Annotated in this window: 20 protein-coding genes, 1 tRNA gene and 2 pseudogenes; 15 read left to right on the top strand and 8 right to left on the bottom strand. The window is 64.3% G+C overall.

Features of this window, described 5'->3' with window-relative positions; genetic code table 11:
* Nucleotides 1-78 precede the first annotated feature (78 nt).
* The 3 genes from B586_RS14300 to B586_RS14290 are packed head-to-tail and all read right to left on the bottom strand — an operon-like array spanning nucleotide 79 to nucleotide 3,787.
* Nucleotides 79-1,917, bottom strand: coding sequence for a dipeptide ABC transporter ATP-binding protein (locus B586_RS14300; protein WP_054879612.1), 1,839 nt, complete (start codon nucleotides 1,915-1,917; stop codon nucleotides 79-81).
* Nucleotides 1,914-2,813, bottom strand: coding sequence for an ABC transporter permease (locus B586_RS14295; RefSeq protein ID WP_054879613.1), 900 nt, complete (start codon nucleotides 2,811-2,813; stop codon nucleotides 1,914-1,916). The genes B586_RS14300 and B586_RS14295 overlap by 4 nt, the downstream gene beginning before the upstream one ends.
* A complete protein-coding gene (locus B586_RS14290; protein WP_047314898.1) occupies nucleotides 2,810-3,787 on the bottom strand; it encodes an ABC transporter permease in 978 nt (325 codons plus the stop codon). The genes B586_RS14295 and B586_RS14290 overlap by 4 nt, the downstream gene beginning before the upstream one ends.
* Before the next feature lie 192 nt (nucleotides 3,788-3,979).
* On the opposite strand from B586_RS14290, the gene B586_RS14285 reads away from it, so the two are divergent.
* Entirely contained in the window at nucleotides 3,980-4,471 is a 492-nt protein-coding gene (locus B586_RS14285; RefSeq protein WP_047314996.1) for a beta-class carbonic anhydrase, read from the top strand.
* A gap of 86 nt (nucleotides 4,472-4,557) precedes the next feature.
* Here B586_RS14285 and B586_RS14280 read toward each other — a convergent pair whose 3' ends face one another.
* A complete protein-coding gene (locus tag B586_RS14280) occupies nucleotides 4,558-4,992 on the bottom strand; it encodes a PaaI family thioesterase (RefSeq protein WP_054879614.1) in 435 nt (144 codons plus the stop codon).
* A 120-nt stretch (nucleotides 4,993-5,112) separates the two neighbouring features.
* Between B586_RS14280 and cysD the strand changes: the two are divergent.
* From cysD to B586_RS14265, 3 genes and pseudogenes are all read left to right on the top strand, one after another.
* Nucleotides 5,113-6,104, top strand: a pseudogene (gene cysD, locus B586_RS14275) (sulfate adenylyltransferase subunit CysD).
* The gene (cysC, locus tag B586_RS14270; RefSeq protein ID WP_054879616.1) at nucleotides 6,104-7,954 is read left to right on the top strand and encodes an adenylyl-sulfate kinase; all 1,851 of its coding nucleotides are present in this window, start codon (nucleotides 6,104-6,106) and stop codon (nucleotides 7,952-7,954) included. The pseudogene cysD and the gene cysC overlap by 1 nt, the downstream one beginning before the upstream one ends.
* Before the next feature lie 70 nt (nucleotides 7,955-8,024).
* Complete coding sequence (locus B586_RS14265) at nucleotides 8,025-8,510, top strand: Rrf2 family transcriptional regulator (RefSeq protein ID WP_047314894.1); 486 nt, start codon at nucleotides 8,025-8,027, stop codon at nucleotides 8,508-8,510.
* On the opposite strand, the gene B586_RS14260 is transcribed toward B586_RS14265, so the two are convergent.
* Complete coding sequence (locus B586_RS14260) at nucleotides 8,507-8,896, bottom strand: VOC family protein (RefSeq protein ID WP_047314893.1); 390 nt, start codon at nucleotides 8,894-8,896, stop codon at nucleotides 8,507-8,509. The two genes, B586_RS14265 and B586_RS14260, sit on opposite strands and share 4 nt — an antisense overlap.
* A 181-nt stretch (nucleotides 8,897-9,077) precedes the next feature.
* Here B586_RS14260 and B586_RS14255 point away from each other — a divergent pair, with 181 nt between their 5' ends.
* From B586_RS14255 to B586_RS14245, 3 genes are all read left to right on the top strand, one after another.
* Nucleotides 9,078-9,563 (top strand): NUDIX domain-containing protein, encoded by a 486-nt coding sequence (locus B586_RS14255; RefSeq protein WP_211141641.1) that lies wholly within the window; start codon nucleotides 9,078-9,080, stop codon nucleotides 9,561-9,563.
* A gap of 30 nt (nucleotides 9,564-9,593) precedes the next feature.
* Nucleotides 9,594-10,130: a pyridoxamine 5'-phosphate oxidase family protein gene (locus tag B586_RS14250; protein ID WP_054880897.1), complete on the top strand. Its 537-nt coding sequence runs from the start codon at nucleotides 9,594-9,596 to the stop codon at nucleotides 10,128-10,130.
* Nucleotides 10,131-10,253: 123 nt separating this feature from the next.
* Nucleotides 10,254-10,724, top strand: a complete 471-nt coding sequence (locus B586_RS14245) for an Rv2253 family sensor-like surface protein (protein ID WP_054880898.1) — start codon at nucleotides 10,254-10,256, stop codon at nucleotides 10,722-10,724.
* A gap of 266 nt (nucleotides 10,725-10,990) precedes the next feature.
* Here the strand turns inward: B586_RS14245 and B586_RS22520 are convergent.
* Nucleotides 10,991-12,868: pseudogene (locus B586_RS22520) on the bottom strand (PE family protein).
* A gap of 467 nt (nucleotides 12,869-13,335) precedes the next feature.
* Here B586_RS22520 and B586_RS21020 point away from each other — a divergent pair.
* The gene (locus B586_RS21020; protein ID WP_054879618.1) at nucleotides 13,336-13,626 is read left to right on the top strand and encodes a type II toxin-antitoxin system RelE/ParE family toxin; all 291 of its coding nucleotides are present in this window, start codon (nucleotides 13,336-13,338) and stop codon (nucleotides 13,624-13,626) included.
* A 14-nt stretch (nucleotides 13,627-13,640) separates the two neighbouring features.
* Nucleotides 13,641-13,940, top strand: a complete 300-nt coding sequence (locus B586_RS21015) for a HigA family addiction module antitoxin (protein WP_054879619.1) — start codon at nucleotides 13,641-13,643, stop codon at nucleotides 13,938-13,940.
* Nucleotides 13,941-14,544: 604 nt separating this feature from the next.
* Here the strand turns inward: B586_RS21015 and B586_RS14215 are convergent.
* Complete coding sequence (locus B586_RS14215; protein ID WP_156406785.1) at nucleotides 14,545-14,901, bottom strand: hypothetical protein; 357 nt, start codon at nucleotides 14,899-14,901, stop codon at nucleotides 14,545-14,547.
* A 125-nt stretch (nucleotides 14,902-15,026) separates the two neighbouring features.
* Nucleotides 15,027-15,099 (bottom strand) — tRNA-Arg (locus B586_RS14210).
* A gap of 310 nt (nucleotides 15,100-15,409) precedes the next feature.
* Between B586_RS14210 and argS the strand changes: the two genes are divergently transcribed.
* From argS to rho, 6 genes are all read left to right on the top strand, one after another.
* Nucleotides 15,410-17,062 carry an arginine--tRNA ligase gene (gene argS / locus B586_RS14205; RefSeq protein ID WP_047315857.1) on the top strand — a complete coding sequence of 551 codons (1,653 nt, stop codon included), beginning with the start codon at nucleotides 15,410-15,412 and terminating at the stop codon, nucleotides 17,060-17,062.
* Between the two features lie 53 nt (nucleotides 17,063-17,115).
* Nucleotides 17,116-18,477: a diaminopimelate decarboxylase gene (gene lysA, locus B586_RS14200; protein WP_211141639.1), complete on the top strand. Its 1,362-nt coding sequence runs from the start codon at nucleotides 17,116-17,118 to the stop codon at nucleotides 18,475-18,477.
* A gap of 21 nt (nucleotides 18,478-18,498) precedes the next feature.
* Nucleotides 18,499-19,824 carry a homoserine dehydrogenase gene (locus B586_RS14195; protein ID WP_054880899.1) on the top strand — a complete coding sequence of 442 codons (1,326 nt, stop codon included), beginning with the start codon at nucleotides 18,499-18,501 and terminating at the stop codon, nucleotides 19,822-19,824.
* Nucleotides 19,821-20,903 (top strand): threonine synthase, encoded by a 1,083-nt coding sequence (gene thrC / locus B586_RS14190; protein WP_054879623.1) that lies wholly within the window; start codon nucleotides 19,821-19,823, stop codon nucleotides 20,901-20,903. The genes B586_RS14195 and thrC overlap by 4 nt, the downstream gene beginning before the upstream one ends.
* A gap of 82 nt (nucleotides 20,904-20,985) precedes the next feature.
* Nucleotides 20,986-21,936, top strand: coding sequence for a homoserine kinase (gene thrB / locus B586_RS14185; protein ID WP_418001139.1), 951 nt, complete (start codon nucleotides 20,986-20,988; stop codon nucleotides 21,934-21,936).
* A gap of 266 nt (nucleotides 21,937-22,202) precedes the next feature.
* Entirely contained in the window at nucleotides 22,203-24,038 is a 1,836-nt protein-coding gene (gene rho, locus B586_RS14180) for a transcription termination factor Rho (RefSeq protein ID WP_054879625.1), read from the top strand.
* The last annotated feature ends 43 nt before the right edge of the window (nucleotides 24,039-24,081 follow it).

Here is a 24,081-nt window from a genome sequence, read left to right as displayed (position 1 = left end):
AGTCGACGCCACCAAGCCACCACCGACCACTCCAACCCAACCCGGGGACATGCCTGGTCGGGCTGGGGTGAAACCCCACTAGGCATCATCACCCACCTCCGGTTGTGGTACCGCGCTCAGCAACCGCCTCGTGTAATCGTGCTGTGGATTGCGGAAGACATCGTGACTGTCGCCCTGCTCGACAACGGTACCAGCGAACATCACGGCGACGTGGTGTGCGAGATGTTTGACCACCGAAAGGTCATGGGACACAAACAGGTACGACAGCCCAAACCGGTCTTGGAGGTCAAGCAACAGGTTGATGATGCCGGCTTGGATGGATACGTCGAGCGCGGACACCGGTTCGTCGAGTGCCAGAATTTTGGGTCGCAATGCCAGCGCTCGTGCGATACCGATGCGCTGCTTCTGTCCGCCGGAGAACTCGGCCGGATAACGAGCTGCGTCGGCGCGGCGCAATCCCACGATATCGAGCAGTTCGGCGACCCTCGTGTGAGTAGCGCTCTTGCCGAAACCATTGGCGTGCAACGGTTCGGCGATCAGTTCGAAGACCGGCAATCGCGGGTCCAGCGACGCGACCGGGTCTTGGAACACGACCTGAATGTCGCGTCGCAGCGATCGCCGGCCTGCCCGGTTCAGGGTGGCCACATCGGTGCCGAGCACTTCGATCGATCCCGATTGCGGCGCAGCGAGTCTCAGGATTTCGTGCAGAGTCGTTGACTTACCCGATCCGGACTCACCGACGATGCCGAGGGTGCGACCCTGGTGCAGCTCGAAACTGACACCGTCGACCGCGCGGACTTCGCCGATAGCGCGGCGTAACACCACACCTTTGGTTAATCGGTATGTCTTCACCAGATCTCGTACCCGCACTACGACTGACGAGTCGCTGACTGCTGATGCGAGGGTGTCGGTGGTGATGCCGTAGATGTCGGCGGCACTGCGCCCATTGACCTGGTCGGTGCGGATGCAGGCGGCCCGGTGATCAGCCCTGACTTCGATCAATTCTGGTTCGCGCACCCGGCATTCGTCGATTACTAGCGGGCAGCGCGGTGCGAACGGGCATCCTTGCTGGCGGCCGGCTAACGAAGGGGGCGCACCGGGTATCGGAACTAGCCGGGTGCCCTGCGCGGCGTCCAACCGAGGTACCGAGCCCAACAGCCCTACGGTGTAGGGCATCTGGCGTTCCCGGTAGAGGTCGTTCACTCGGGCCGACTCGACGACCCGGCCGGCGTACATGACCAGCGCCCGGTCGGCGAATGCGGCGACCACACCGAGGTCATGGGTGATGATGAGCACCCCGGCCCCGGTGACGTCGCGCGCCGTCTTGAGCACTTCGAGGATCTGCGCTTGCACGGTGACGTCCAGTGCGGTGGTGGGCTCGTCGCAGATCAGCAGGTCGGGATCGTTGGCGATCGCGGTGGCGATCACCACCCGTTGCCGTTCGCCGCCGGACAGCTCGTGCGGAAAGGCGCGAGCGCGACGCTCTGGCTGCACGATCCCAACTAGCTCAAGCAGTTCCACGGCGCGTCGACGGGCGGCCCGGCGGCCCACCCGCGGCTGGTGCACTTCGATTGCCTCGGCGATCTGGTCGCCAACGGTGTAGACCGGGGTTAGCGCAGACATCGGATCCTGGAACACGGTGCCGATCGCTTTGCCGCGAAACCGTGACATGGCCTCGTCGGCGAGCCCGACGAGTTCGGTGCCGTGTAGCCGGACCGAGCCGCGCACCTTGGCGTATTCCGGCAGCAAGCCCACCACCGCCATCGCCGCCGCGGATTTACCTGAACCCGATTCGCCGACCATGGCCACGACTTCCCCGGCGTCGATGTGATAGCTGATACCGCGCACCGCGGTCACGGGTTCGCCGTCCGTTCCGAACGTGACGGCCAGGTCAGATACTTCCAGCAGTGGGCTCATCGCCGCAGGGTCCCGCTGCCTGGGTCGAACGCATCGCGCAAGCCGTCGCCGGTCAGGTTGGCGCACACCAGAATCAGCACCAACACGCCGGCGGGAAACAAAAACACCCAAGGGAACGTCGTTGCGGACTGAGTGCCGTTGGCGATCAAAGTGCCCAACGACACATCGGGCGGCTGAACGCCGAAACCGAGAAAGCTCAAACCGGTTTCGGCCAGGATGGCGGCGCCCACGTTGAGCGCGGCGTCGATAATCAAGATCGACGCCACGTTGGGTACCACGTGGCCGACGATGATGCGGCGGCTGGAGACTCCCATATACCTTGCGGCCTGGATGAATTCGCGTTCGCGCAAGCTCATAGTCATGCCGCGCACCATGCGAGAGCTGACCATCCAGCCAAAGCCGGCCAGCAGCAGAACGAGCAGCATAATGTTGGCCGAACTCTTGGTTCGCGGTGACACGATGGCGATGAGGACGAAGCTGGGCACCACCAGCAATAAGTCGACCACCCACATCAGCGCCCGATCCCGCCAGCGCCCGAAATAACCCGCGATCGACCCGACGGTAGCGGCGATGCCGGTGGAGATAAACGCCACGCAGACGCCGATCAACATCGACTTCTGCATTCCCCGTAGCGTCTGCGCCAACAAGTCCTGACCCAGCGCGTTGGTGCCCAGCCAGTGCCGGGTGTTCGGCGGCTGCAGCAGCGCGGTGAAATCAAGGTCGTCGTAGGAATAGGGCAGCAGCGACGGCAGCACATAGCAGGCGACGAACAGCAGCACCAGCAGCATCAGAGACGCCGACGCGGTTCGGTTGCGCGCAAACCGGCGCAGCACCAAGGTACGGCGCGAAGTGAAACTCGTTGGCTCCGAACCTGATAGACCGTCGGTGAGGGTCATGACACCCGGACCCGCGGGTCAAGTGCTGCATAGATGACGTCGGAGAGCAGGCCAGCTAGCAATATCACCGTGCCGAAGAACACTGTGATGGCCGCGACGATATTGGTGTCCTGAGTCGCGACACCCTGCACCATCCATTCACCCATGCCATGCCAGCCAAAAATTTTCTCGACAAACAGGGCTCCGGTGACCAGCCCGGCGACCCCATAGGCGAACAGGGTGGCCATCGGGATCAGTGCGGTGCGTAATCCGTGTTTCAGCAGCGCGCGCCGACGGGTGAGCCCTTTGGCGCGGGCCGTCCGAATGAAATCCTGGCCGAGAACGTCAAGCATCGCGTTGCGCTGATATCGGCTGTATCCGGCGGCACCAACCAGCGTCAGCGTCAGCGTGGGCAGGATCAAATGCCGCAACCGGTCGATTAAGTGAGGCCACGTCCCACCGTCGACTCCTGGTGACGTCTCTCCGGTGTAGTCGAAGAGCTGGATGCCAACGGCCCAGTTCACCCGCAGCGCGCTCAGGATCAACAGGTTGGCGATCACGAATGTCGGTGTGCTGAGCACCAGCAGCGCCAGCAGGGTGACCACGCGGTCGCTGAGTCGGTACTGGCGGATGGCGCCCCACGCCCCGGCTGCCACACCCAGCACGGTGCCCGTCACAGAGCCAATGATCAGCAGCCGCAGGCTGACTCCAACGCGGCGCCCGAGAGTGGCACCTACCGGCTGTCCGGTGATGGTGGTGCCGAAATCACCGCGTATGGCGTGCGACGCCCAGTTTGCGTAGCGGATCGGTATGGGTTTGTCCAAGCCGAGCGCATGGGCCTTTGCGTCGATCATGGCTTGCGGCGGGCGGGGACTGCGCTGTAGCAGGCTGTCCAGCGGCGAGAACGCCGCCGAGGTGAGGCAGTAGGTCAGAAACGATGCCAGTGCCAGCAGTACGACGTAGTTGAGCAACCGGCGCGCCAAAAAGCGAATCATGGCTGACCATCCCGCTCGTGTCGCATTGGGACAGGTTAGCGATCGATGCCGCCCAGCACGACGGCGCGCTCGGCTGGACCGTTCTAATCGAGCTGATTCTCATGGGTGAAATCTTCAGTGCCGATTGTTAAAATCCACCGCGGCATTGATCTGTGTAGCAAATTCCTTACCGCGATACTCGAGGAGACTTGCGTGACGGTTACCGAGGACTACCTGGCCAATAATGCTGAATATGCGCGCACCTTCAAGGGGCCGCTTCCGATGCCACCGAGCAAACATGTCGCAGTCGTCGCATGTATGGATGCCCGGCTTGACGTCTACCGCCTGCTGGGTCTCAACGAGGGGGAGGCTCATGTCATCCGGAATGCCGGCGGCGTCGTGACCGACGATGCCATCCGCTCGCTGGCCATCAGCCAGCGGTTGTTGGGAACCCGAGAGATCATTCTGATTCACCACACCGACTGCGGGATGCTCACCTTCACCGACGATGACTTCAAACGCGCTATCCAGGACGAGACCGGCGTGAAACCGCCATGGGCGGCCGAGGCTTTCCCCGACGTCGAGGCGGACGTCCGCCAGTCGTTGCGCCGCATTGGGAACAGCCCGTTTGTGACCAAACAGGTGTCCTTGCGTGGGTTTGTCTTCGACGTTGCCAGCGGCAAGCTCAACGAGGTCACGCTGTAGATCTCGTCGAGATTGCCGTCAGGGCTGTGTTACCCCCCGGGCGCCACGACCATGACGGCAATCTCGGCGATCGTCTGATTACGCGGTCAGCCGACCTTGTAGGTGGCAAGCGCCTTGGCGAGCAGTCGGCCTTCCGGATCGACGATCTCAGCCTCGCAGTTGACCAGTGACCGGCCGCGCCGCAGCACCTTGCCCACCCCGATCAAGTCGGTGGCTCGGGCCGGCGCCATGAAGTCCAGCGTCATCGACACTGTCACGCCCCGGAGTTCGGGCGGCGCTTCCGCGCCGCACCACGCCGCCGCCATGATGGTCACGTCGGCGAGGGTGGCGATAGCGCCGCCATGCACCATGTCCCCGATGGTGACATTGGACGGATCCCAGGGCAGCCGCAGCCGTATTTCGTCGTCGGAGAGCCGATCGGTGACGATTCCCAGCTTGGCGACAAACGGCGACTGGGGCAGGAACTGCGCGATGACGTCGCGGCCACTGCGCGGTCCGGCAGCATCGAAAGGGTCTGGCATTTGTCCATGCTGTCACGCCATCGGGCGCCGCCGAAATTGGAATCTGAGGCTCGTGGCCCGGTGGTGGCTAGCACCGCGATCGTCTTTCATTGACAGGGCTGGGGGAGGCTGGTTCTATTGATGACAATACAAGTAAACATGGTCATTTCTACCAGATTTATCGGGAATGCTAGCAGGAGACCATGATCAGTGATCTAAAGTCTGGCCCCGCGGTCGGCCAATACGAATTGAGCCATCTGCGCTTGCTAGAGGCCGAGGCGATCCACATCATTCGGGAGGTGGCCGCCGAGTTCGAGAGGCCCGTGCTGTTGTTCTCGGGTGGCAAGGACTCCATCGTCATGCTGCACTTGGCGCTCAAGGCGTTCCGGCCCGGGAGGCTGCCGTTCCCGGTGATGCATGTCGATACCGGCCACAATTTCGACGAGGTCATCGCGACCCGTGATGACCTCGTCGCGGAGTTCGGGGTGCGCTTGCTCGTGGCGTCGGTGCAAGACGATATCGACGCCGGGCGGGTTGTTGAAACCATCCCGTCGAGAAATCCGATCCAGACCGTCACGTTGTTGCGTGCCATCCGGGAAAACAAGTTCGACGCAGCATTCGGGGGAGCGCGGCGTGACGAGGAGAAGGCGCGCGCCAAGGAGCGGGTGTTCAGTTTCCGCGACGAATTCGGCCAGTGGGACCCCAAGGCGCAGCGGCCCGAACTGTGGAACCTCTACAACGGTCGACACCATAAGGGCGAGCACATCCGGGTCTTCCCGCTGTCCAATTGGACCGAGTTCGACATTTGGTCGTACGTCGGAGCCGAGAAGGTCATATTGCCGTCGATCTATTTCGCACACCGGCGCAAGGTGTTCACCCGCGACGGCATGTTGCTGGCCGTACACCGGCACATGCAGCCACGCGCCGACGAGCCGGTGTTCGAGGCCACGGTGCGATTCCGCACCGTCGGGGACGTCACGTGCACCGGGTGCGTCGAGTCGACGGCATCGACCGTCGCTGAGGTCATCGCCGAGACCGCGGTGTCGCGGCTGACCGAGCGCGGGGCGACCAGGGCTGACGACCGGATCTCGGAGGCCGGAATGGAAGACCGCAAGCGGCAGGGTTACTTCTGATGGCCGCACCCGCTACGCTCTTGCGGCTTGCGACAGCCGGCTCCGTCGATGACGGCAAGTCCACACTGATTGGGCGCCTGCTCTACGACTCCAAGGCCGTGATGGAAGATCAGTGGGCGTCGGTGGAGCAAACGTCTAAGGAACGTGGACACGAGTACACCGACCTGGCGCTCGTCACCGACGGCTTGCGCGCCGAACGTGAACAGGGCATCACCATCGACGTCGCCTACCGCTACTTCGCTACTCCCAAGCGGAAATTCATCATCGCCGATACCCCTGGTCATATCCAGTACACCCGCAATATGGTGACCGGGGCGTCCACTGCACAGCTGGTGATCGTGTTGGTCGACGCGCGGCACGGCCTGCAGGAGCAATCTCGTCGACACGCTTTCCTGGCGTCGTTGTTGGGCATCCGTCACCTGGTGCTCGCGGTTAACAAGATGGACCTGATCGATTGGGACCCAGAAAGATTCGAGTCGATTCGAGACGAATTCCACGCCTTTGCGGCACGGCTGGACGTCCAAGACGTCACCTCCATTCCGATTTCCGCGCTGCACGGCGACAACGTGGTGATCAAATCGGACCAGACGCCGTGGTATGACGGGCCGGCGCTGTTGTCGCACCTCGAAGAGGTTTACATCGCCGGTGACCGCAATCTGGTCGACGTGCGGTTCCCGGTTCAATACGTCATCCGGCCACACACCCATGAGCATCGAGACCACCGCAGCTACGCTGGGACGGTGGCCAGCGGGGTGATGCGGCCCGGGGATGAAGTAGTCGTGCTCCCGATCGGCAAGATCACTCGGATCACAGCGATTGACGGACCGAACGGTCCAGTGGCCGAAGCGTTTCCACCGATGGCCGTCTCGGTGAGTCTTGCCGACCAGATTGATATCTCGCGGGGCGACCTCATCGCACGCACCAACAATCACCCGAGGGTCGCGCGGGACTTCGACGCGACGGTGTGTTGGATGGCGGATACCGCGGCCCTAGCGCCCGGCCGCGACTACCTCATCAAGCACACCACCCGAACCACGCGCGCGAAGGTAACCGCGCTGGACTACCGACTCGATGTCAACACCCTGCACCGTGACAAGACCGCAACGGCGTTGAAGCTCAACGAACTCGGTCGCATTAGTCTGCGCACCCAAGTACCTTTGCTACTCGACGAGTACACCCGCAACGCCAGCACCGGTTCGTTCATCCTCATCGACCCGGACACAAACGGAACGGTGGCGGCCGGCATGGTGTTGCGCGACGTCGCGGCGCACACGGCAAGCCCGAACACCGTGCGGCACCAGTCACTGGTCGCCGCCAAAGACCGGCCCCGGGGCGCGACGGTGTGGCTTACCGGTCTGTCGGGCTCCGGCAAGTCATCGGTGGCAATGCTGGTCGAGCAGAAACTACTCGAAAAGGGAATTTCTGCTTACGTTCTCGACGGCGATAACCTACGGCACGGCCTGAACGCCGATCTGGGCTTTTCCATGGCCGACCGTGCCGAGAACCTACGTCGGTTAGCACATGTGGCCACTCTGCTCGCCGACTGCGGCAACATCGTGTTGGTGCCGGCGATCAGTCCGCTGGCCGAGCACCGCGCGCTGGCCCGTAAAGTGCACGCCGACACAGGATTTGACTTCGTCGAGGTGTTCTGTGACACTCCGCTCGAAGACTGCGAAAAGCGTGATCCCAAGGGGCTGTATGCCAAAGCGCGGGCGGGTGAGATCACGCACTTCACCGGTATCGATAGCCCGTATGAGCGGCCGAAGAGTCCGGATCTGCGGCTCACCCCAGACCGCGGCCTCGACGAGCTGGCGCAGCTAGTCATCGATCTGCTCGAGTCGCGGACCTAGCAGCAGGTCGTTCCCCGCGCCGCTACGCGAGGCGCATCGTCGCCGGACGATGGGTGGCACAATCCTCAGAATGCGCATGTCAGCAAAGGCGGAGTATGCGGTGCGGGCGATGATCCAGCTCGCCACGGTCGCCAACGGCACGCTGGTTAAGACCGACGACTTGGCCCAGGCTCAGGGCATTCCGCCGCAATTTCTGGTCGACATCCTTACCAACTTGCGCACCGACCGGCTAGTGCGAAGTCACCGCGGTCGTGAGGGTGGCTACGAGCTGGCGCGTCCGGGAACCGAGATCAGCATTGCCGATGTGCTGCGCTGTATCGACGGGCCGCTGGCCAGCGTTCGCGACATCGGACTCGGCGACCTGCCGTACTCGGGCCCGACCGCGGCGTTGACCGACGTCTGGCGGGCACTACGCGCCAGCATGCGGTCGGTCCTGGAAGAAACAAGCTTGGCTGATGTCGCCTCCGGTGTCTTGCCGAAGCACGTCGCGAAACTCGCCGACGACTACCGGGATCAGGAGAGCACGCGGCACGGTTCACCGCGGGGCGGCGATTAGCCGCCCGAGCCGTAGGGTCGGGTAAGGATCTCCATGGCATGGCCGGAGGGATCCGAAAAATACACTCCGCGGCCGCCGTCGTTGTGGTTGATCTCGCCGGGACGTTTGGCGCCCGGGTCCGCCCAGTGCGGCAATCCACGCGATTCGATCTTGCCGTAGATCGCGTCGAACTCCTGGTCCGAAACCAGAAATGCGTAGTGCTGCCGTGGGATCTCTTCGCCTTCTTGGACATCCGCATAGTCGAGATTGACGCCGTGTTCGAGGGCGACGACCATGAAACGGCCAGACGGTGTGGGGCGCGGCAGGCCGAACAGCTCGGTGAGAAATTCCGCGGATTCTTGCTTGTCGCGTGACGCGACAATGGTGTGGTTGAAACTGATAGTCATCGTTCTTGCCAGTCAACCACTGTTGCCGCGACGCGACAACAAATCAATCGAGGCATCGAGGAGACGTTCCGACGCGTCAAGCAGGCCGCCGAGTCATCGGCCTGATTCGGCGCAGGTAATACTAAGCGACGTGCCTATTATCGAATACGTTGCGTCTCGTGAGATCTACCGGACCCCCTGGATGGTGCTCCGCCAGGACGACATTCGCCTCCCTGATGGCAGCCCCAGCATCTACGGCGTCGTGGACAAGCCGACATACGCGCTGGTGATGCCCTACGATGGGCATCGCTTCCAGTTGGTCGAGCAGTTCCGGTATCCCGTCGGCGCCCGGCGCTGGGAGTTCCCTCAGGGCACGGCTCCTGATCTGACTGACCTCGAACCGGCTGAGCTGGCCGAGCGTGAGCTACGCGAGGAGACCGGATTACGTGCGACATCGTTCGAGGCGCTCGGCCAGCTCGACACCGCGCCGGGAATGACCAGCCAGCGCGGGTGGGTGTTTTTGGCCACCGGGATCTCCGAGGGAGCAGCGGAGCGCGAGCACGAGGAGCAGGACATGCGCAGTGCTTGGTTCTCGCGCGAAGACTTCGAGCAGATGATCCGCTCGGGGGTGATCGTTGACGCGCAGTCGATTGCGGCCTACGGCCTGTTCTTGCTGAGCGGGCGATGACTCCTAGGGCCGGTGTTGGTCAATACCGGCATGACAATCACACAGCGCAATCTCGACGGATACGGGGCGCCGACGATTGAATGGGCCCGCGTCAAAGCTGTGCTCGACGGCCAGCTGACGCAGGCGCCAGGCACCGGTGGTCCGCAACGCCACACGGTGTGGCTTACCACGATCAACCCTGACGGCAGCCCGCATGTGATGCCGTTGGGGGTGGTTCACCGCGGTGGCTCCTGGTACTTCACATCCGGCCCGGTCACTCGGAAATCGCGCAACTTAGCCCGCGACCCCAGGTGCGTGGTCAGCGTCGCTACCGATCCGTTTGACCTCGTCATCGAAGGTAGCGCCGAACGGGTGACCGATGCGGGCGAATTAGGTTCCGTCGCTGAGGCTTTCGTCAGCGCCGGATGGCCTGCTGAGGTTGCCGGCGACGCGCTCACGGCCCAGTACAGTGCGCCGTCGGCCGGGCCGGCGCCGTGGCACGCCTATCGGCTGAAGCCGTCGACAGTGTTCGCGCTGGGCACGTCGGAGCCCTTTGGCGCCACAAAGTTTCAGTTGGACCGAAGCTAGGCCGAGCTACCACAGCGCGATCGTGTCCGTGCTGATATCGCATTGCGTCATCGAACCCGCACCATTGACACGATGGATCCGCGATCGAGGTGTGCAACTCAGTTGGCTGCGGTGCTCAGCGTCATGGCAGTCGTGACTTTTGTCGCCCCCGTGGCTGTGGTGCACGCGGCGATGCCGTCCTGGAATGGCAAATACTCGTTGGTGAGATATGCCGTGAACAAGACCGGCACTAGCGCGGCCGCCAGCCAAGCCGAACCCACTTTCAGCGCCGACTATGTGTTTGTCACCTCATGTTCGGCAGGTAGGTGCCTCGCTACTGCGACCGACGGACCTACTCCGAAAAACCCGACGCTGCCCACGCCGTCGCGCTACAGGTGGGACGGAACCAGATGGGTCGAGCACTTCGATTTCCAGTGGGATTGCTATATGGGAGAAGGCGTTCCGAAGGTGTGGGCACCGGCGAAGTCGTGGGCGTTCTATACGCCCCAGCCCGACGGGTCGTTGCGCGGTACCTGGCACACGGACATCGACAGTGGTCCGTGCCGGGGATCCGTTGAAATGCCGGTGGCCGCGTTTTCCGTGGGGCCTCGATAAACGGCGCTGCCCGCAGCTATTTCGAGGTGAGCTGATGCGACCGGTGATCGTGACAATCCACGCGGTCTAGCCATCTCCGCTTGCGCAGCAATCCGGACAGGCTTGCGCCCGCTCAGTGCCAATACCTGTCGGATCGACCTCCATGGCAGGCGCCTGGCCCCCGGGGTCCATTCGACAACGATGAGTTCGCAGCCTATTTGGCCCTTGCGAAACGAGCAGCACGACCGTCCGCGGCAGGCAAATAGGTTCCGCGCCAACCGAGATGCTTAACCGTGTGAGCCGTCCGCGCCGTTGGTGCCAGGGTTGCCGTTGGGGCTTTGGGGAGGGCTGATCGCTCCGGTGCCGCTCGTACCGCCAGTGCCGACCGATGTACCTCCAGGGCCGCCCGCGCCGCCGGCACCACCAGGTCCTGCGGTACCGCCGGTACCCGAGGCACCGCTCAGGAACCCTCCGTGCCCACCCGTTCCACCGGGAACACCGCCGATGCCGCCGGTTCCGCCGGTGCCTCCGTTGCCAGCGTTACCGCCGGTGCCACCGGCGCCACCGACGGTGTCAACCCCAGGCACGCCGTTACCGTCGCCGCCATTGCCGGCGTCGCCGCCGCCCCCGCCGACCCCGCCGAGGCCGCCGGCCCCACCGGCCCCGGCATCACCCCCGTTGCCGCCGTTGCCGAACAACCCCACTGCCGCGCCGCCGTTACCGCCGGCGCCGCCGGTGCCGCCGGTGCCGCCGGTGCCACCCTCGCCGCCGGTGCCGCCATGACCGCCCGCTCCGCCGGTGGACGAGATATTGGCGGAGCTGCTGGTGCCGTTGACCGTCGCGGTGCCGGCGTTACCACCGATACCACCGCACCGCCGGCTGCGCCGCCGCCGCCGACGCCGCCGCCCACCTACGCCGCCGTTGCCGCCGTTGCCGAACAGCGTTCCGCCGGTGCCGCCCGCGCCGCCGGCCCGCCAGCGCTGCCGTTGCCGCCGGAAGCGCCGGTGGCGCCGTTGCCACCGGAACCGCCACTACCCCCCTGGGTGGCACCGACGCCCCGCACCGTGGTGGCGGTGCCACCGTCGCCGCCGTCGCCGCCACTGCTGCCGGGGGCCACCCCCATGGTCCCGTTGGCACCGTTACCGCCGATGGCATTGCCGTTGAAATCGGTGACTGTCGCGTTGCCCCCTGCGCCGCCGGCAGCGCCGGCGCCGCCGGCGATGGAGGCACCCGGGCTGCCGCCGGCACCGCCCGTGGCAGTGACGCTAGTACCCGAGGTGGATGTCGCGCTGGCACCTTCGCCGCCGGTGCCGCCCGTCGGAGTCAGGCCGACACCTGTGGCCCCGGTGCCGCCGTTGGAGCCAGTTTGGCTGTCCGGCCCAACGACATCCGCGGGGCTGGTGCCGGTGCTGGCCGCGGGGCCGGCAGTGGGGTTGACACCTGTTGCCCCGGCTAGTCCGGCCCCGCCGGTACCACCGGCCCCTCCGGTACCGATTAGGCCAGCGTTGCCGCCGTTGCCCCCGACAGCTCCAATGCCGCCGTTAATGCCGGCCACGCCGACACCGCCGGTCCCGCCACTACCCGCCGTTGCCGTACAGCCATCCGCCTGCCCCGCCGGTCCCGCCGGCTGCGCCGGCACCACCCGCTCCACCCATGCCGCCCTTGCCGATCAGCCCCGCCGCGCCGCCGGCGCCGCCGGGCTGACCGACCGCGCCGGCCGCACCGTTGCCGCCGTTGCCGAACAACAACCCGCCCGCCCCGCCGGGCTGCCCCGGCGTCGTCCCGTTGGTGCCGTTGCCGATTATCGGACGCCCCAATAGCACCTGAGTTGGCGCATTCACCACGTCCAGCACACCCTGCTCCAGTATCTGCAACGGTGAGGCGTTCGCGGCTTCGGCGGCCGCGTAGGACCCCGCACCCGCGGTCAGGACCTGAACGAACTGTTCATGAAACGCTGCCGCCTGATTGCTGAGCGTCTGATACCCCTGCGCGTATGCACCGAAGAGCGCCGCGATGCCCGCTGACACCTCGTCGGCGGCCGCGGCCATCATCCCCGTCGTTGACAACGCCGCGGCCGCGTTAGCCGAGTTGATCGCCGAGCCGATGCTGGCCAAATCGTTTGCTGCTACCGACACCGCTTCTGGCACCGCGGTCACAAAAGACATGCCCCAACTCCCAACCCAAGCACGACGGTCGGCGATCACCAGTCACCGCAAGAAGTACGGACAACCAGCAGCATATGTGCATCGCAACTGGTCATATGGCGTTTTCGTCACATCTGGTTGTCGCTACCTGAGGTGAGCCCGTCGTAGTGGTCTGAGGGACCGGCTAGGTGGATGTCGGTTCGCGATGCCCTCGCCCCGGTGGTGTGGCCGTGTCGCCTGGCGGGCCGGCCCGTAAGGCATTGACAGGACGGCGACCGAACCGCGGGCGTGCATGGGGCCCCGGCGGGTGGGCACCGCTCGCGATACCGGGTCGACAATTATCTATTTGCCGCTAAACGAAAAAGCAGACAACCGTCAAAGGGCGTTTTCGAGGGTGCGCTTGCCCGTGGCAGTGGATAGCCCCCCGGGCGGGCCCGCTGACTGCTAATGTTTGACGTTAGTAACGGACAGCGTTAGCATACAGACTCGTGATCCGGTCGTTCAGCGACAGCGACACCCAGAAGATCTGGGAGCTGCGCTGCCCGAAAGGGATCAGCAAGGATCTGGCGAAAGCGGTTCGCCGGAAGATGCAGATCCTCGACGCCGCAGAGAACATCAACGATCTACGGGTTCCTCCAGGGAACCGCTTGGAAAAGCTGACGGCTAAGGGCGGCCGTGAAGGGCAACACAGCATCCGCATCAACGACCAGTACCGAATCTGCTTCAAGTGGAGCAACGGCGGCGCGGACAACGTTGAACTGGTTGACTACCACGACTGAGAAAGGAGCAAACAATGGCCGATTTCGCACCCACCCACCCCGGCGAGATCCTCGCCGAGGAGTTCCTGGTACCCATGAGGATCACCCCCTACCGTCTCGCGAAGGAGATCGGCGTACCGCAGACCCGCCTGAGTGAGATCATCGCCGGCCGGCGTGCCATCACGGCTGACACTGGGCTGCGGCTATCGCGGGCACTGGGCCTTAGTGACATGTTCTGGATCAACCTACAGGCGCGCTACGACGCCGACATGGTCCGCATCGACAAGAGCGCCGAGCTCGAGCACATTCGTCCACTAGCTGCGTGCGCTGGCTGATTCAAAGCGCCGCTTGTTGTCATCGACAGCATGGCTCCTGACCCGCTGCTGCGCTGCTGCACCTAAGGTCACCAGCATGTCAGCACAATTCTGGCGAAGCTCGTTGCCATCGTCTGGTCCGCGGCCATACTCGTCGCCGTCTTTATCGGCTTGCCGACGTTACTGACGGCGACCGGCGCAGAGATCCATGCTGGATTGGTTGTCAATGCCCTGCCCGCAATCGGTTCCTTGACCCGGCCAGTGTGGCGCTGTGGGTTGCTACGAGCGACCGGCTTGAGCGAACACGAGAACGTAACGCGGAAGACGTTGCTCAATCCAAGCTCGTCGGCATTCGACCGCTGCACCGCGGATACAACACACAGACTGCTGAGGGGCCGACGCTGGCCATCGACGTCATCAATTGTGGTACGAGGGTCATCGTTGACGTGACTTCTCAGGCTGGATGTGGAAGGACATGACCCCGGCATCGATCAATACACCCGCGACTCGCTCACGCGGATGTGGGGCCAACTCGTCAAAGCTGCGGCTGTACGCCCGATCCGGCTGCACGACGCCCGCCACTCGTGTGGCACAGCGTTGCACCTTCGGGGCGTGCCACTGGCCGTTAAAGCCAAGTGGCTCGGGCAGGCGGACGCCGCTTGTTCTCTACGTTAGGGTCGGCCCTGCCCGCGCGGTTATAGAACATGTCCCGAATCGCGTTGAAGGCGCGCTTGGTGTCGATCGTGTTGGTAAGTATGTCCGTGCAAACCTCGGTGAACTCGCTGGCTGCCGCATAAAGATTCTCTTCTTCGCGCAGCTTGTCCTCGCGGGTTTCTCTGCGGTCGAGCACCTTGTCTTCTTGTTTGAACTTCCGCTTGTCACTGGCGTGTGTGGTGAAGTAGGTGCCGATACTGCCGAGACCGCCCACGATGACGCCGCCCGTCCAGAACTCATGGGTTGTGAAGATGTGGGCCCAGCTCACGTGTTCCAGCCTAGGGCCGGTCACCGCGCTGCTCACGGAGGCGTGCCGCGTATCCGTTGGCGTCACGCCGATGACCTTTAGTTGCACGAATCTCGCACGGACCTGCAAACGTGCTGGTCAGATAGTGCCCCCGGCAGGATTCGAACCTGCGGCCTTCTGCTCCGGAGGCAGACGCTCTATCCCCTGAGCTACGGGGGCGCACGAATAACATGTTGCGCCAGTGGGCCCCGACAGACTAACGCATCGGGATGACTGGGCTGCATTGCCCGGCTCGCCCCGGCAAGCGGGAGGTGCCCCCACCTCAGACGGCCATGCCGTCTGCATCGTCGCCGGGCTGGGCTGCATTGCCCGGCTCCTCCTCAGACGGCTACGCCGTCTGCATCGTCGCCGGGCTGGGCTGCATTGCCCGGCTCCTCCTCAGACGGCTACGCCGTCTGCATCGTCGCCGGGCTGGCGGCCACCGCGACGGATTCGGGCGTTATGGCCCCAGCCCATAGGATGGACGTTCGTGACCCCCGCCGACCTGGCTGAGCTGCTCAAAACCACCGCTACTGCGGTGCTGGCCGAGCGTGGGCTCGACGCTGCCGCTCTGCCGCCGACGGTCACCGTCGAGCGGCCGCGCAATCCCGAGCACGGCGATTACGCCAGCAACCTGGCCATGCAGCTGGGCAAAAAAGTCGGCGCAAACCCGCGTGAGCTGGCCGGATGGCTTGCCGAAGCGCTGGTGCAGGCCGACGGCATCGCGGACGTAGAGGTGGCCGGACCCGGCTTCATCAACATGCGCCTCGAGGCGTCGGCGCAGGCCAAAGTTGTCAACACCGTCATTGACGCTGGCAACAGCTTCGGTCACTCCGAGGCGCTGGCCGGCCACCAGATCAACCTGGAATTCGTCTCGGCCAACCCGACCGGACCGATCCACATCGGCGGCACTCGGTGGGCCGCCGTCGGCGACGCCCTCGGCCGCCTCCTCACCACACAGGGTGCCGACGTGGTGCGCGAATACTATTTCAACGACCACGGCGCCCAGATCGACCGGTTCACCAACTCGCTGATCGCCGCGGCCAAAGGCGAGCCCACCCCGGCCGACGGCTACGCGGGCACCTACATCACCGATATCGCCGCGCAGGTGATGCAGCAGGCGCCCGACGCGCTGAGCCTGCCCGAACCCGAGATGCACGAGACCGTCCGCGAAATCGGCGTTGACCTGATGTTCACCCACATCAAAAAGTCACTGCACGAGTTCGGCACTGACTTCGACGTCTACACCCACGAAGACTCGATGCACACCAGCGGCCGCGTCGATCAGGCCATCGCCAGGCTGCGCGAGACCGGCAACATCTACGAAAAAGATGGCGCAACCTGGTTGCGCACCAGCGCTTTTGGTGACGACAAGGACCGCGTCGTGATCAAGAGCGATGGCAAGCCGGCTTATATCGCCGGCGATCTTGCCTACTACCTCGACAAACGGCAACGCGGCTTCGACCTGTGCATCTACATGCTCGGTGCCGACCACCACGGATACATCGCCCGACTCAAGGCTGCGGCCGCCGCATTCGGCGATGACCCGGCCACCGTCGAGGTGCTCATCGGGCAGATGGTGAACCTGGTCCGCGACGGCCAGCCGGTCCGGATGAGCAAGCGAGCCGGCACCGTGATCACCCTCGACGACCTGGTCGAGGCGATCGGCGTCGACGCCGCGCGCTACAGCCTGATCCGCTCGTCGGTGGACACCGCGATCGACATCGACCTGGAGCTGTGGTCCTCGGCATCGAATGAAAACCCGGTCTATTACGTGCAATACGCGCATGCCCGGCTATCGGCACTGGCCCGCAACGCCGCCGAACTCGGCCTGATCCCGGACACCGGCAACCTCGAGCTGCTCAGCCACGACAAAGAAGGTGCGCTATTGCGCACCGTCGGTGAATTCCCGCGGGTGCTGAAAACAGCTGCGTCGCTAAGAGAACCCCATCGGGTATGCCGTTACCTGGAAGACCTCGCCGGCGACTACCACCGGTTTTACGACTCCTGTCGGGTGTTGCCTCAGGGCGACGAGCAGCCTACCGATCTGCACACCGCGCGCCTGGCCCTGTGCCAGGCCACTCGTCAGGTTATTGCTAACGGGCTGGCAATACTTGGAGTCAGCGCACCGGAGCGGATGTGAACGCCCATCCCGCCGGTCCCCGGCACGCCGAAGAAACCCGTCACACCGCGACCCTGTCGCGGCGGCAAGCTCCAGACGATCTGTTGCAGCTAGCGTCAAATGTATGGCCACGCAACACAACTCGCGACGAAACCGGCGTGGCCTGCATTGCCGGCAGCAAGCTGACCGACCTTGCCCAGGAGTACGGGACTCCGCTGTTCGTCATCGACGAGGACGACTTTCGCGCCCGTTGCCGGGAGATTGCGGCGGCATTCGGCGGCGGGGAAAATGTGCACTATGCCGCCAAGGCCTTCCTGTGCACCGAGATAGCGCGGTGGATCGACGAGGAAGGTCTTTCTCTCGACGTGTGCAGCGGCGGCGAGCTGGCCGTCGCGCTGCACGCCGCCTTTCCGCCAGAGCGGATTACCTTGCACGGCAACAACAAATCGGTCGCAGAGTTGACTGACGCAGTCAAAGCCGGAGTGGGCCATATCGTTTTAGACTCGACGACCGAAATCGAGCGCCTCGACGCCATCGCGGGCGAAGCGGGCATCATCCAAGATGTCCTGGTGCGCCTGACCGTCGGTGTAGAGGCGCACACCCATGAGTTCATCGCCACTGCACACGAAGACCAAAAGTTCGGGCTGTCGGTGGCCAGCGGTGCGGCGATGGCAGCGGTCCGCCGGGTGTTCGCGACCGATCATCTGCGACTGGTTGGGCTGCACAGCCACATCGGTTCGCAGATCTTCGATGTCGCCGGCTTCGAGCTTGCCGCGCACCGGGTTATCGGCCTGCTGCGCGAGATTGTCGGTGAGTTTGGACCCGGCAAGACGGCCCAGCTATCGACCGTCGATCTCGGTGGCGGCCTGGGTATCTCGTACCTGCCGGACGACGACCCACCGCCGATCGCCGAGCTGGCGGCCAAGCTGAGCGCCATCGTGAGCAACGAGTCGGCCGCGGTGGGGCTGCCGGCGCCCAAGCTTGTGGTCGAGCCCGGACGCGCCATTGCCGGACCAGGCACCATCACCCTGTATGAAGTCGGCACCGTCAAGGACGTCGACGTCAGCGCCACCGCGAACCGGCGTTACGTCAGCGTCGACGGCGGCATGAGCGATAACATTCGTACCGCGCTCTACGACGCACAATATGACGTCCGACTTGTCTCGAGAACCAGCGATGCGGCAGCGATACCTGCTCGGATCGTCGGAAAGCACTGCGAAAGTGGCGATATCGTGGTGCGTGACACCTGGGTACCCGGCGACCTGCAGCCCGGCGACCTGGTTGGGGTCGCCGCAACGGGGGCCTACTGCTATTCGCTGTCAAGCCGTTACAACATGATCGGCCGTCCCGCTGTGGTCGCGGTGCGCGCCGGGCGGGCTCGTCTGATCCTGCGCCGGGAGACGGTCGACGATCTGCTGAGTCTGGAAGTGAGGTGACCTGTGTCCGGTGACACCCCTATGTCCGGTGATGAAAAGCCGGTCGGCGTAGCAGTACTCGGGCTGGGCAATGTCGGCAGCGAAGTTGTTCGCATTATCGAGGACAGCGCTGACGACCTCGCGGCTCGCATCGGTGCTCCACTGGTGCTGCGGGGCATCGGGGTCCGCCGGGTCGCCGCCGACCGCGATGTTCCGGTCGGCCTACTGACCGACAACATCGAAGAACTCGTCTCGCGTGAGGATGTCGACATCGTCGTCGAAGTGATGGGGCCAGTTGAGCCGTCTCGCAAGGCGATCCTGTCGGCGCTCGAGCACGGCAAATCCGTCGTCACGGCGAACAAGGCGTTGCTAGCCACCTCCACAGGAGAATTGGCGCAAGCGGCCGAAAGTGCGCATGTCGACCTGTATTTCGAAGCGGCAGTAGCAGGTGCCATTCCGGTAATCCGCCCGCTCACCCAGTCACTGGCCGGCGACACCGTGCTGCGGGTGGCCGGCATCGTGAACGGCACCACCAACTACATTCTGTCCGCGATGGACAGCACTGGCGCCGACTACGACAGCGCGCTGGCCGACGCGAGCGCGCTGGGCTACGCCGAGGCCGATCCCACCGCGGACGTCGAAGGCTATGACGCCGCGGCCAAGGCCGCGATCCTGGCATCGATCGCCTTCCACACCCGGGTCACTGCCGATGACGTCTATCGCGAGGGCATCACCAAGATCACCCCGGCTGACTTCGAGTCGGCGAAGGCATTGGGATGCACCATCAAGCTCTTGTCCATCTGCGAGCGCATCACCGCCGACGACGGCCAGCAACGAGTTTCGGCCCGCGTGTATCCGGCGCTGGTGCCCATGTCGCATCCGCTTGCCACGGTCAGCGGAGCGTTTAACGCCGTGGTGGTGGAGGCTGAGGCGGCCGGGCGGCTGATGTTCTACGGCCAGGGCGCCGGCGGCGCACCTACCGCGTCGGCGGTGACCGGCGACTTGGTAATGGCAGCGCGCAACCGAGTGCTCGGCAGCCGCGGACCAAAAGAATCCAAGTATGCTCAACTGCCTGTGGCACCAATGGGTTTCATTTCGACTCGGTATTACGTGAGCATGAATGTCGCCGACAAGCCCGGCGTATTGTCCGCGGTGGCAGCAGAATTCGCTAAGCGCGAGGTGAGCATCGCCGAGGTCCGCCAAGAAGGTGTGGTGGATGACGGCGGACGACGGGTGGGAGCCCGTATCGTAGTGGTCACCCATGGCGCCACCGACGCTGCGCTCTCCGAAACCGTCGATGCGCTGGCTGACTTAGACGTCGTGCAGGGTGTCACAAGTGCGTTGCGACTGGAAGGAACCAGCCTGTGAGCGGCCAGCAGACGACCACCCACCAGCCCTGGCCGGGCGTGATCGCGGCGTACCGGGACCGATTGCCAGTGGGCGACGATTGGACCCCGGTCACCCTGCTCGAGGGTGGCACGCCGCTCATCGCCGCGCCCAGACTGTCCGAACAAACCGGCTGCACGATCCACCTCAAGGTGGAGGGCCTCAACCCCACCGGCTCCTTCAAGGACCGGGGCATGACGATGGCGGTGACCGATGCACTGGCCCGTGGGCAGCGGGCCGTGTTATGCGCGTCGACGGGAAACACCTCGGCGTCGGCGGCGGCCTACGCTGCCCGCGCCGGTATCACCTGCGCGGTGCTCATTCCGCAGGGCAAGATCGCGATGGGCAAGCTCGCACAGGCGGTTATGCATGGCGCCAAGATCATCCAGATCGACGGCAACTTCGACGACTGCCTGGAGCTGGCTCGCAAAATGGCCGCCGACTTTCCGATGATCTCTTTGGTCAACTCGGTCAACCCGGTGCGCATCGAAGGTCAAAAGACAGCGGCGTTCGAGATCGTTGACGCGCTGGGCGCCGCACCACACGTACATGCCCTTCCGGTCGGCAACGCCGGGAACATCACTGCGTACTGGAAGGGCTACACCGAATATCACGCCGATGGGCTGATCGACAGGCTGCCCAGGATGCTGGGCACCCAGGCCGCGGGCGCGGCGCCCCTGGTACTCGGCGAGCCGGTGAGCCACCCCGAGACCATCGCTACCGCGATCCGTATCGGCTCGCCGGCGTCGTGGACGTCGGCCGTCGAGGCCCAGCAGCAATCCAAGGGGCGATTCCTGGCCGCGACGGATGAGGAGATCCTGGCCGCATACCACCTGGTGGCGCGTGCTGAAGGCGTCTTCGTCGAGCCCGCGTCGGCGGCCAGCATCGCTGGCCTCCTCAAGGCCATTGATGACGGCTGGGTGGCTCGTGGATCAACGGTGGTGTGTACGGTAACCGGCAACGGTCTCAAGGATCCCGACACGGCGTTGAAGGATATGCCGAGCGTGTCCCCAGTGCCTGTCGATACTGCCGCCGTTGTTGAGCAGTTGGGGTTGGCCTAGTGGCGATCGCAAGCGCGGCGGAGCCGGGCGCAGCGGGTCGCCACTTGTTAGGCCTAGTGCACAGGGACTGTTGGTGACCCGGATGTTGCCTGCTGGGCTGGTGGCGAGCGCCGTGGTGGCGGCGTCCAGTGCGAACCTCGGGCCGGGTTTCGATAGCGTCGGTTTGGCATTGAGTCTTTGTGACGAGATCGTGGTCGAGACAACAGATTCCGGCTTGGTTGTGGTCGTCGACGGCGAGGGTGCCGACCAGGTGCCGACGGGCTCTGAACATCTGGTGGTGCGTGCCGTCCGACGCGGCCTGCAAGCCGTCGGGGTCAGCGCGGCTGGCCTGGTAGTGCGCTGCCGCAACGCCATCCCGCACTCCCGCGGTCTCGGCTCCTCGGCGGCGGCCGTGGTCGGTGGCCTAGCGGCGGTGAATGGCCTTGTTGCCCAGATTGATTCGACGCCGTCGGATTCGGCACCGCTAAGCGAAACTCAGCTAATTCAGCTCGCGTCGGAGTTCGAGGGTCATCCCGACAACGCGGCGGCTGCAGTATTGGGCGGTGCGGTGGTTTCGTGGATCGACCGCAGCTGTGATCGGCTTAACTACTGCGCGGTACCGCTGCGGCTTCATCCCGATATCCAGCTGTTCGCCGCGATTCCCGAGGAGCGTTCGTCAACCGCGGAGACTCGGGTGCTGCTGCCCGTCCAGGTCAGCCACGACGACGCGAGATTCAACGTGAGTCGTGCCGCGTTGTTGGTGGTAGCGCTCACCGAGCGGCCGGATCTGCTGATGGCCGCGACAGAAGATGTGCTTCATCAGCCGCAACGTGCGTCGGCGATGCCGGCCTCGGCGGAATATCTGCGACTGTTGCGGCGTCATAACGTGGCAGCGACACTTTCTGGAGCGGGTCCATCCCTGATCGCCTTGAGCACCCAGTCGGAGTTGCCCCGGGAAGCGGCAGAGTACGGCGCTGCAAACGGATTTATCATCACCAAAATGACCGCCGGCGAGGGAGTTCGCTGGCGGCCAGGAGTCACAGTTCCCGGGTAATCCACACCGTTGCCGGCGGGTTTGCTTGCTTCCGGCAAGGAAGCGGGCTATCCTCGGAGCCGTCCAGCAATTGCAGCATCTGCATCTGCATCCATACTGCGTTGACGCTAGGACAACACCAATTCTTCTCGTGGACGAGGTTCGCTGTTTGGGCCGCCGATCCTGGCGATCACCGTTAAAGAGTCGATGATTGGGCGCACTCAGCGCTTTGGCTGAATGCAACGACCCCTCGTATGACGTGATCAGCGAGGGAAGAAAGGAAATCCGTGACTGAAACGGACCTCATCACGGCTGGCGAAAACACTGACAGCACAGAGCTGTCGAACGCCGTGACTACAGACACTTCGGACGTCAAAACCACTGCGGTCACAGCGTCACTGGGATCGCTGTCCACGATGGTGCTGCCTGAACTGCGGGCGCTGGCCAATCAGGCCGGTGTCAAGGGCACGTCGGGCATGCGTAAGAGCGAACTGATCGCCGCAATTGAGGAAAGCAGGGGGCAGGCCAACGGCACGTCGGTCAACGACGGCCCATCGCGAGACCACGGCGGATCCGAAACAGCGGTCAGCACCGAAGCACCGGCTGCCCAAGAGGAGCAGAACGATTCAACCGTCGAGGCGGCGCCCCGCCGGGAACGACGCGGCGCTTCCCGGGAAACGGGTGCCGCGGCCCGCACTGGCACAGCAGAGGGCACGGAATCGGATCGCCGGGGCACCGCTGTCGACGACACTGACACCCTCCAAGGGAGCCAATCGGACACCAAGACCGACGAGCGCGGACCAGATGCGGGTAGCGATCAGGGCGTTGACCAGCAGGGTTCGGGTTCGCAGCCGCGCGGTGACGAGGACGGCGAGGGCCGCCAGGGCAGGCGCGGACGCCGATTCCGCGACCGCGATCGTAGGCGGCGCGGTGAGCGGTCGGGCGATGGTGCCGAGGCCGAACTGCGTGAGGACGACGTCGTTCAACCGGTAGCCGGCATCCTTGACGTTCTCGACAATTACGCGTTCGTGCGTACCTCTGGTTACCTAGCCGGTCCGCACGACGTCTATGTGTCCATGAATATGGTGCGCAAGAACGGCTTGCGCCGGGGTGACGCAGTGACCGGCGCGGTTCGGGTGCCCCGAGAAGGCGAGCAGCCCAACCAGCGCCAGAAGTTCAACCCGCTGGTACGTCTGGACAGCATCAACGGTGGATCGGTCGAAGATGCTAAGAAGCGGCCCGAGTTCGGCAAACTGACACCGTTGTACCCCAATCAGCGGCTTCGTCTGGAAACCACGCCCGATCGGCTGACCACCAGGGTTATCGACCTCATCATGCCGATCGGCAAGGGCCAACGCGCGCTGATCGTGTCGCCGCCCAAGGCCGGTAAGACCACGATCCTGCAGGACATCGCCAACGCGATTACCAAGAACAATCCGGAATGCCACCTGATGGTCGTGCTGGTCGACGAGCGACCTGAAGAGGTCACTGACATGCAGCGTTCAGTCAAGGGCGAGGTCATCGCCTCGACATTCGATCGGCCGCCGTCGGATCACACTTCGGTCGCCGAGCTGGCTATTGAACGCGCCAAGCGGCTCGTCGAGCAGGGCAAAGACGTCGTCGTGTTGCTCGACTCGATCACCCGGCTGGGGCGCGCCTACAACAACGCGTCGCCGGCCTCGGGTCGCATCCTTTCCGGTGGTGTCGACTCCACCGCGCTTTACCCGCCCAAGCGATTCCTCGGCGCCGCCCGCAACATCGAGGAAGGCGGGTCGCTGACCATCATCGCCACCGCGATGGTCGAGACCGGGTCTACTGGAGACACGGTTATCTTCGAGGAGTTCAAAGGCACCGGCAACGCCGAACTCAAGCTGGACCGCAAGATTGCCGAGCGGCGGGTTTTCCCTGCGGTCGACGTCAACCCGTCCGGTACCCGCAAAGACGAGCTGTTGCTGTCGCCTGACGAGTTCGGCATCGTGCACAAGCTGCGCCGTGTGTTGTCGGGTCTGGATTCCCACCAGGCCATCGACTTGCTGATGTCGCAGCTACGCAAGACCAAGACAAATTACGAATTCCTGGTGCAGGTATCCAAGACGACACCAGGCTCCATGGACGACGACTAGCGGCCCACGCCGGCGGTGCAGTACGGCGAGCTCTAGGTCGCGG

The organism is Mycobacterium haemophilum DSM 44634 (assembly GCF_000340435.2).
In the GTDB taxonomy this organism is placed as follows: Bacteria; Actinomycetota; Actinomycetes; order Mycobacteriales; family Mycobacteriaceae; genus Mycobacterium; species Mycobacterium haemophilum.
This window is presented reverse-complemented; position numbering and strand designations above follow the sequence as displayed.

What these genes read in the sequence shown, in the direction of transcription:
- B586_RS14300 (WP_054879612.1), bottom strand. Translation starts at nt 1,917, where the DNA reads ATGAGCCCACTGCTGGAAGTATCTGACCTGGCCGTCACGTTCGGAACG.
- B586_RS14295 (WP_054879613.1), bottom strand. Translation starts at nt 2,813, where the DNA reads ATGACCCTCACCGACGGTCTATCAGGTTCGGAGCCAACGAGTTTCACT.
- B586_RS14290 (WP_047314898.1), bottom strand. Translation starts at nt 3,787, where the DNA reads ATGATTCGCTTTTTGGCGCGCCGGTTGCTCAACTACGTCGTACTGCTG.
- B586_RS14280 (WP_054879614.1), bottom strand. Translation starts at nt 4,992, where the DNA reads ATGCCAGACCCTTTCGATGCTGCCGGACCGCGCAGTGGCCGCGACGTC.
- cysC (WP_054879616.1), top strand. Translation starts at nt 6,104, where the DNA reads ATGGCCGCACCCGCTACGCTCTTGCGGCTTGCGACAGCCGGCTCCGTC.
- B586_RS14265 (WP_047314894.1), top strand. Translation starts at nt 8,025, where the DNA reads ATGCGCATGTCAGCAAAGGCGGAGTATGCGGTGCGGGCGATGATCCAG.
- B586_RS14260 (WP_047314893.1), bottom strand. Translation starts at nt 8,896, where the DNA reads ATGACTATCAGTTTCAACCACACCATTGTCGCGTCACGCGACAAGCAA.
- B586_RS14255 (WP_211141641.1), top strand. Translation starts at nt 9,078, where the DNA reads ATGGTGCTCCGCCAGGACGACATTCGCCTCCCTGATGGCAGCCCCAGC.
- B586_RS14250 (WP_054880897.1), top strand. Translation starts at nt 9,594, where the DNA reads ATGACAATCACACAGCGCAATCTCGACGGATACGGGGCGCCGACGATT.
- B586_RS14245 (WP_054880898.1), top strand. Translation starts at nt 10,254, where the DNA reads ATGGCAGTCGTGACTTTTGTCGCCCCCGTGGCTGTGGTGCACGCGGCG.
- B586_RS21015 (WP_054879619.1), top strand. Translation starts at nt 13,641, where the DNA reads ATGGCCGATTTCGCACCCACCCACCCCGGCGAGATCCTCGCCGAGGAG.
- B586_RS14195 (WP_054880899.1), top strand. Translation starts at nt 18,499, where the DNA reads ATGTCCGGTGATGAAAAGCCGGTCGGCGTAGCAGTACTCGGGCTGGGC.
- thrB (WP_418001139.1), top strand. Translation starts at nt 20,986, where the DNA reads ATGTTGCCTGCTGGGCTGGTGGCGAGCGCCGTGGTGGCGGCGTCCAGT.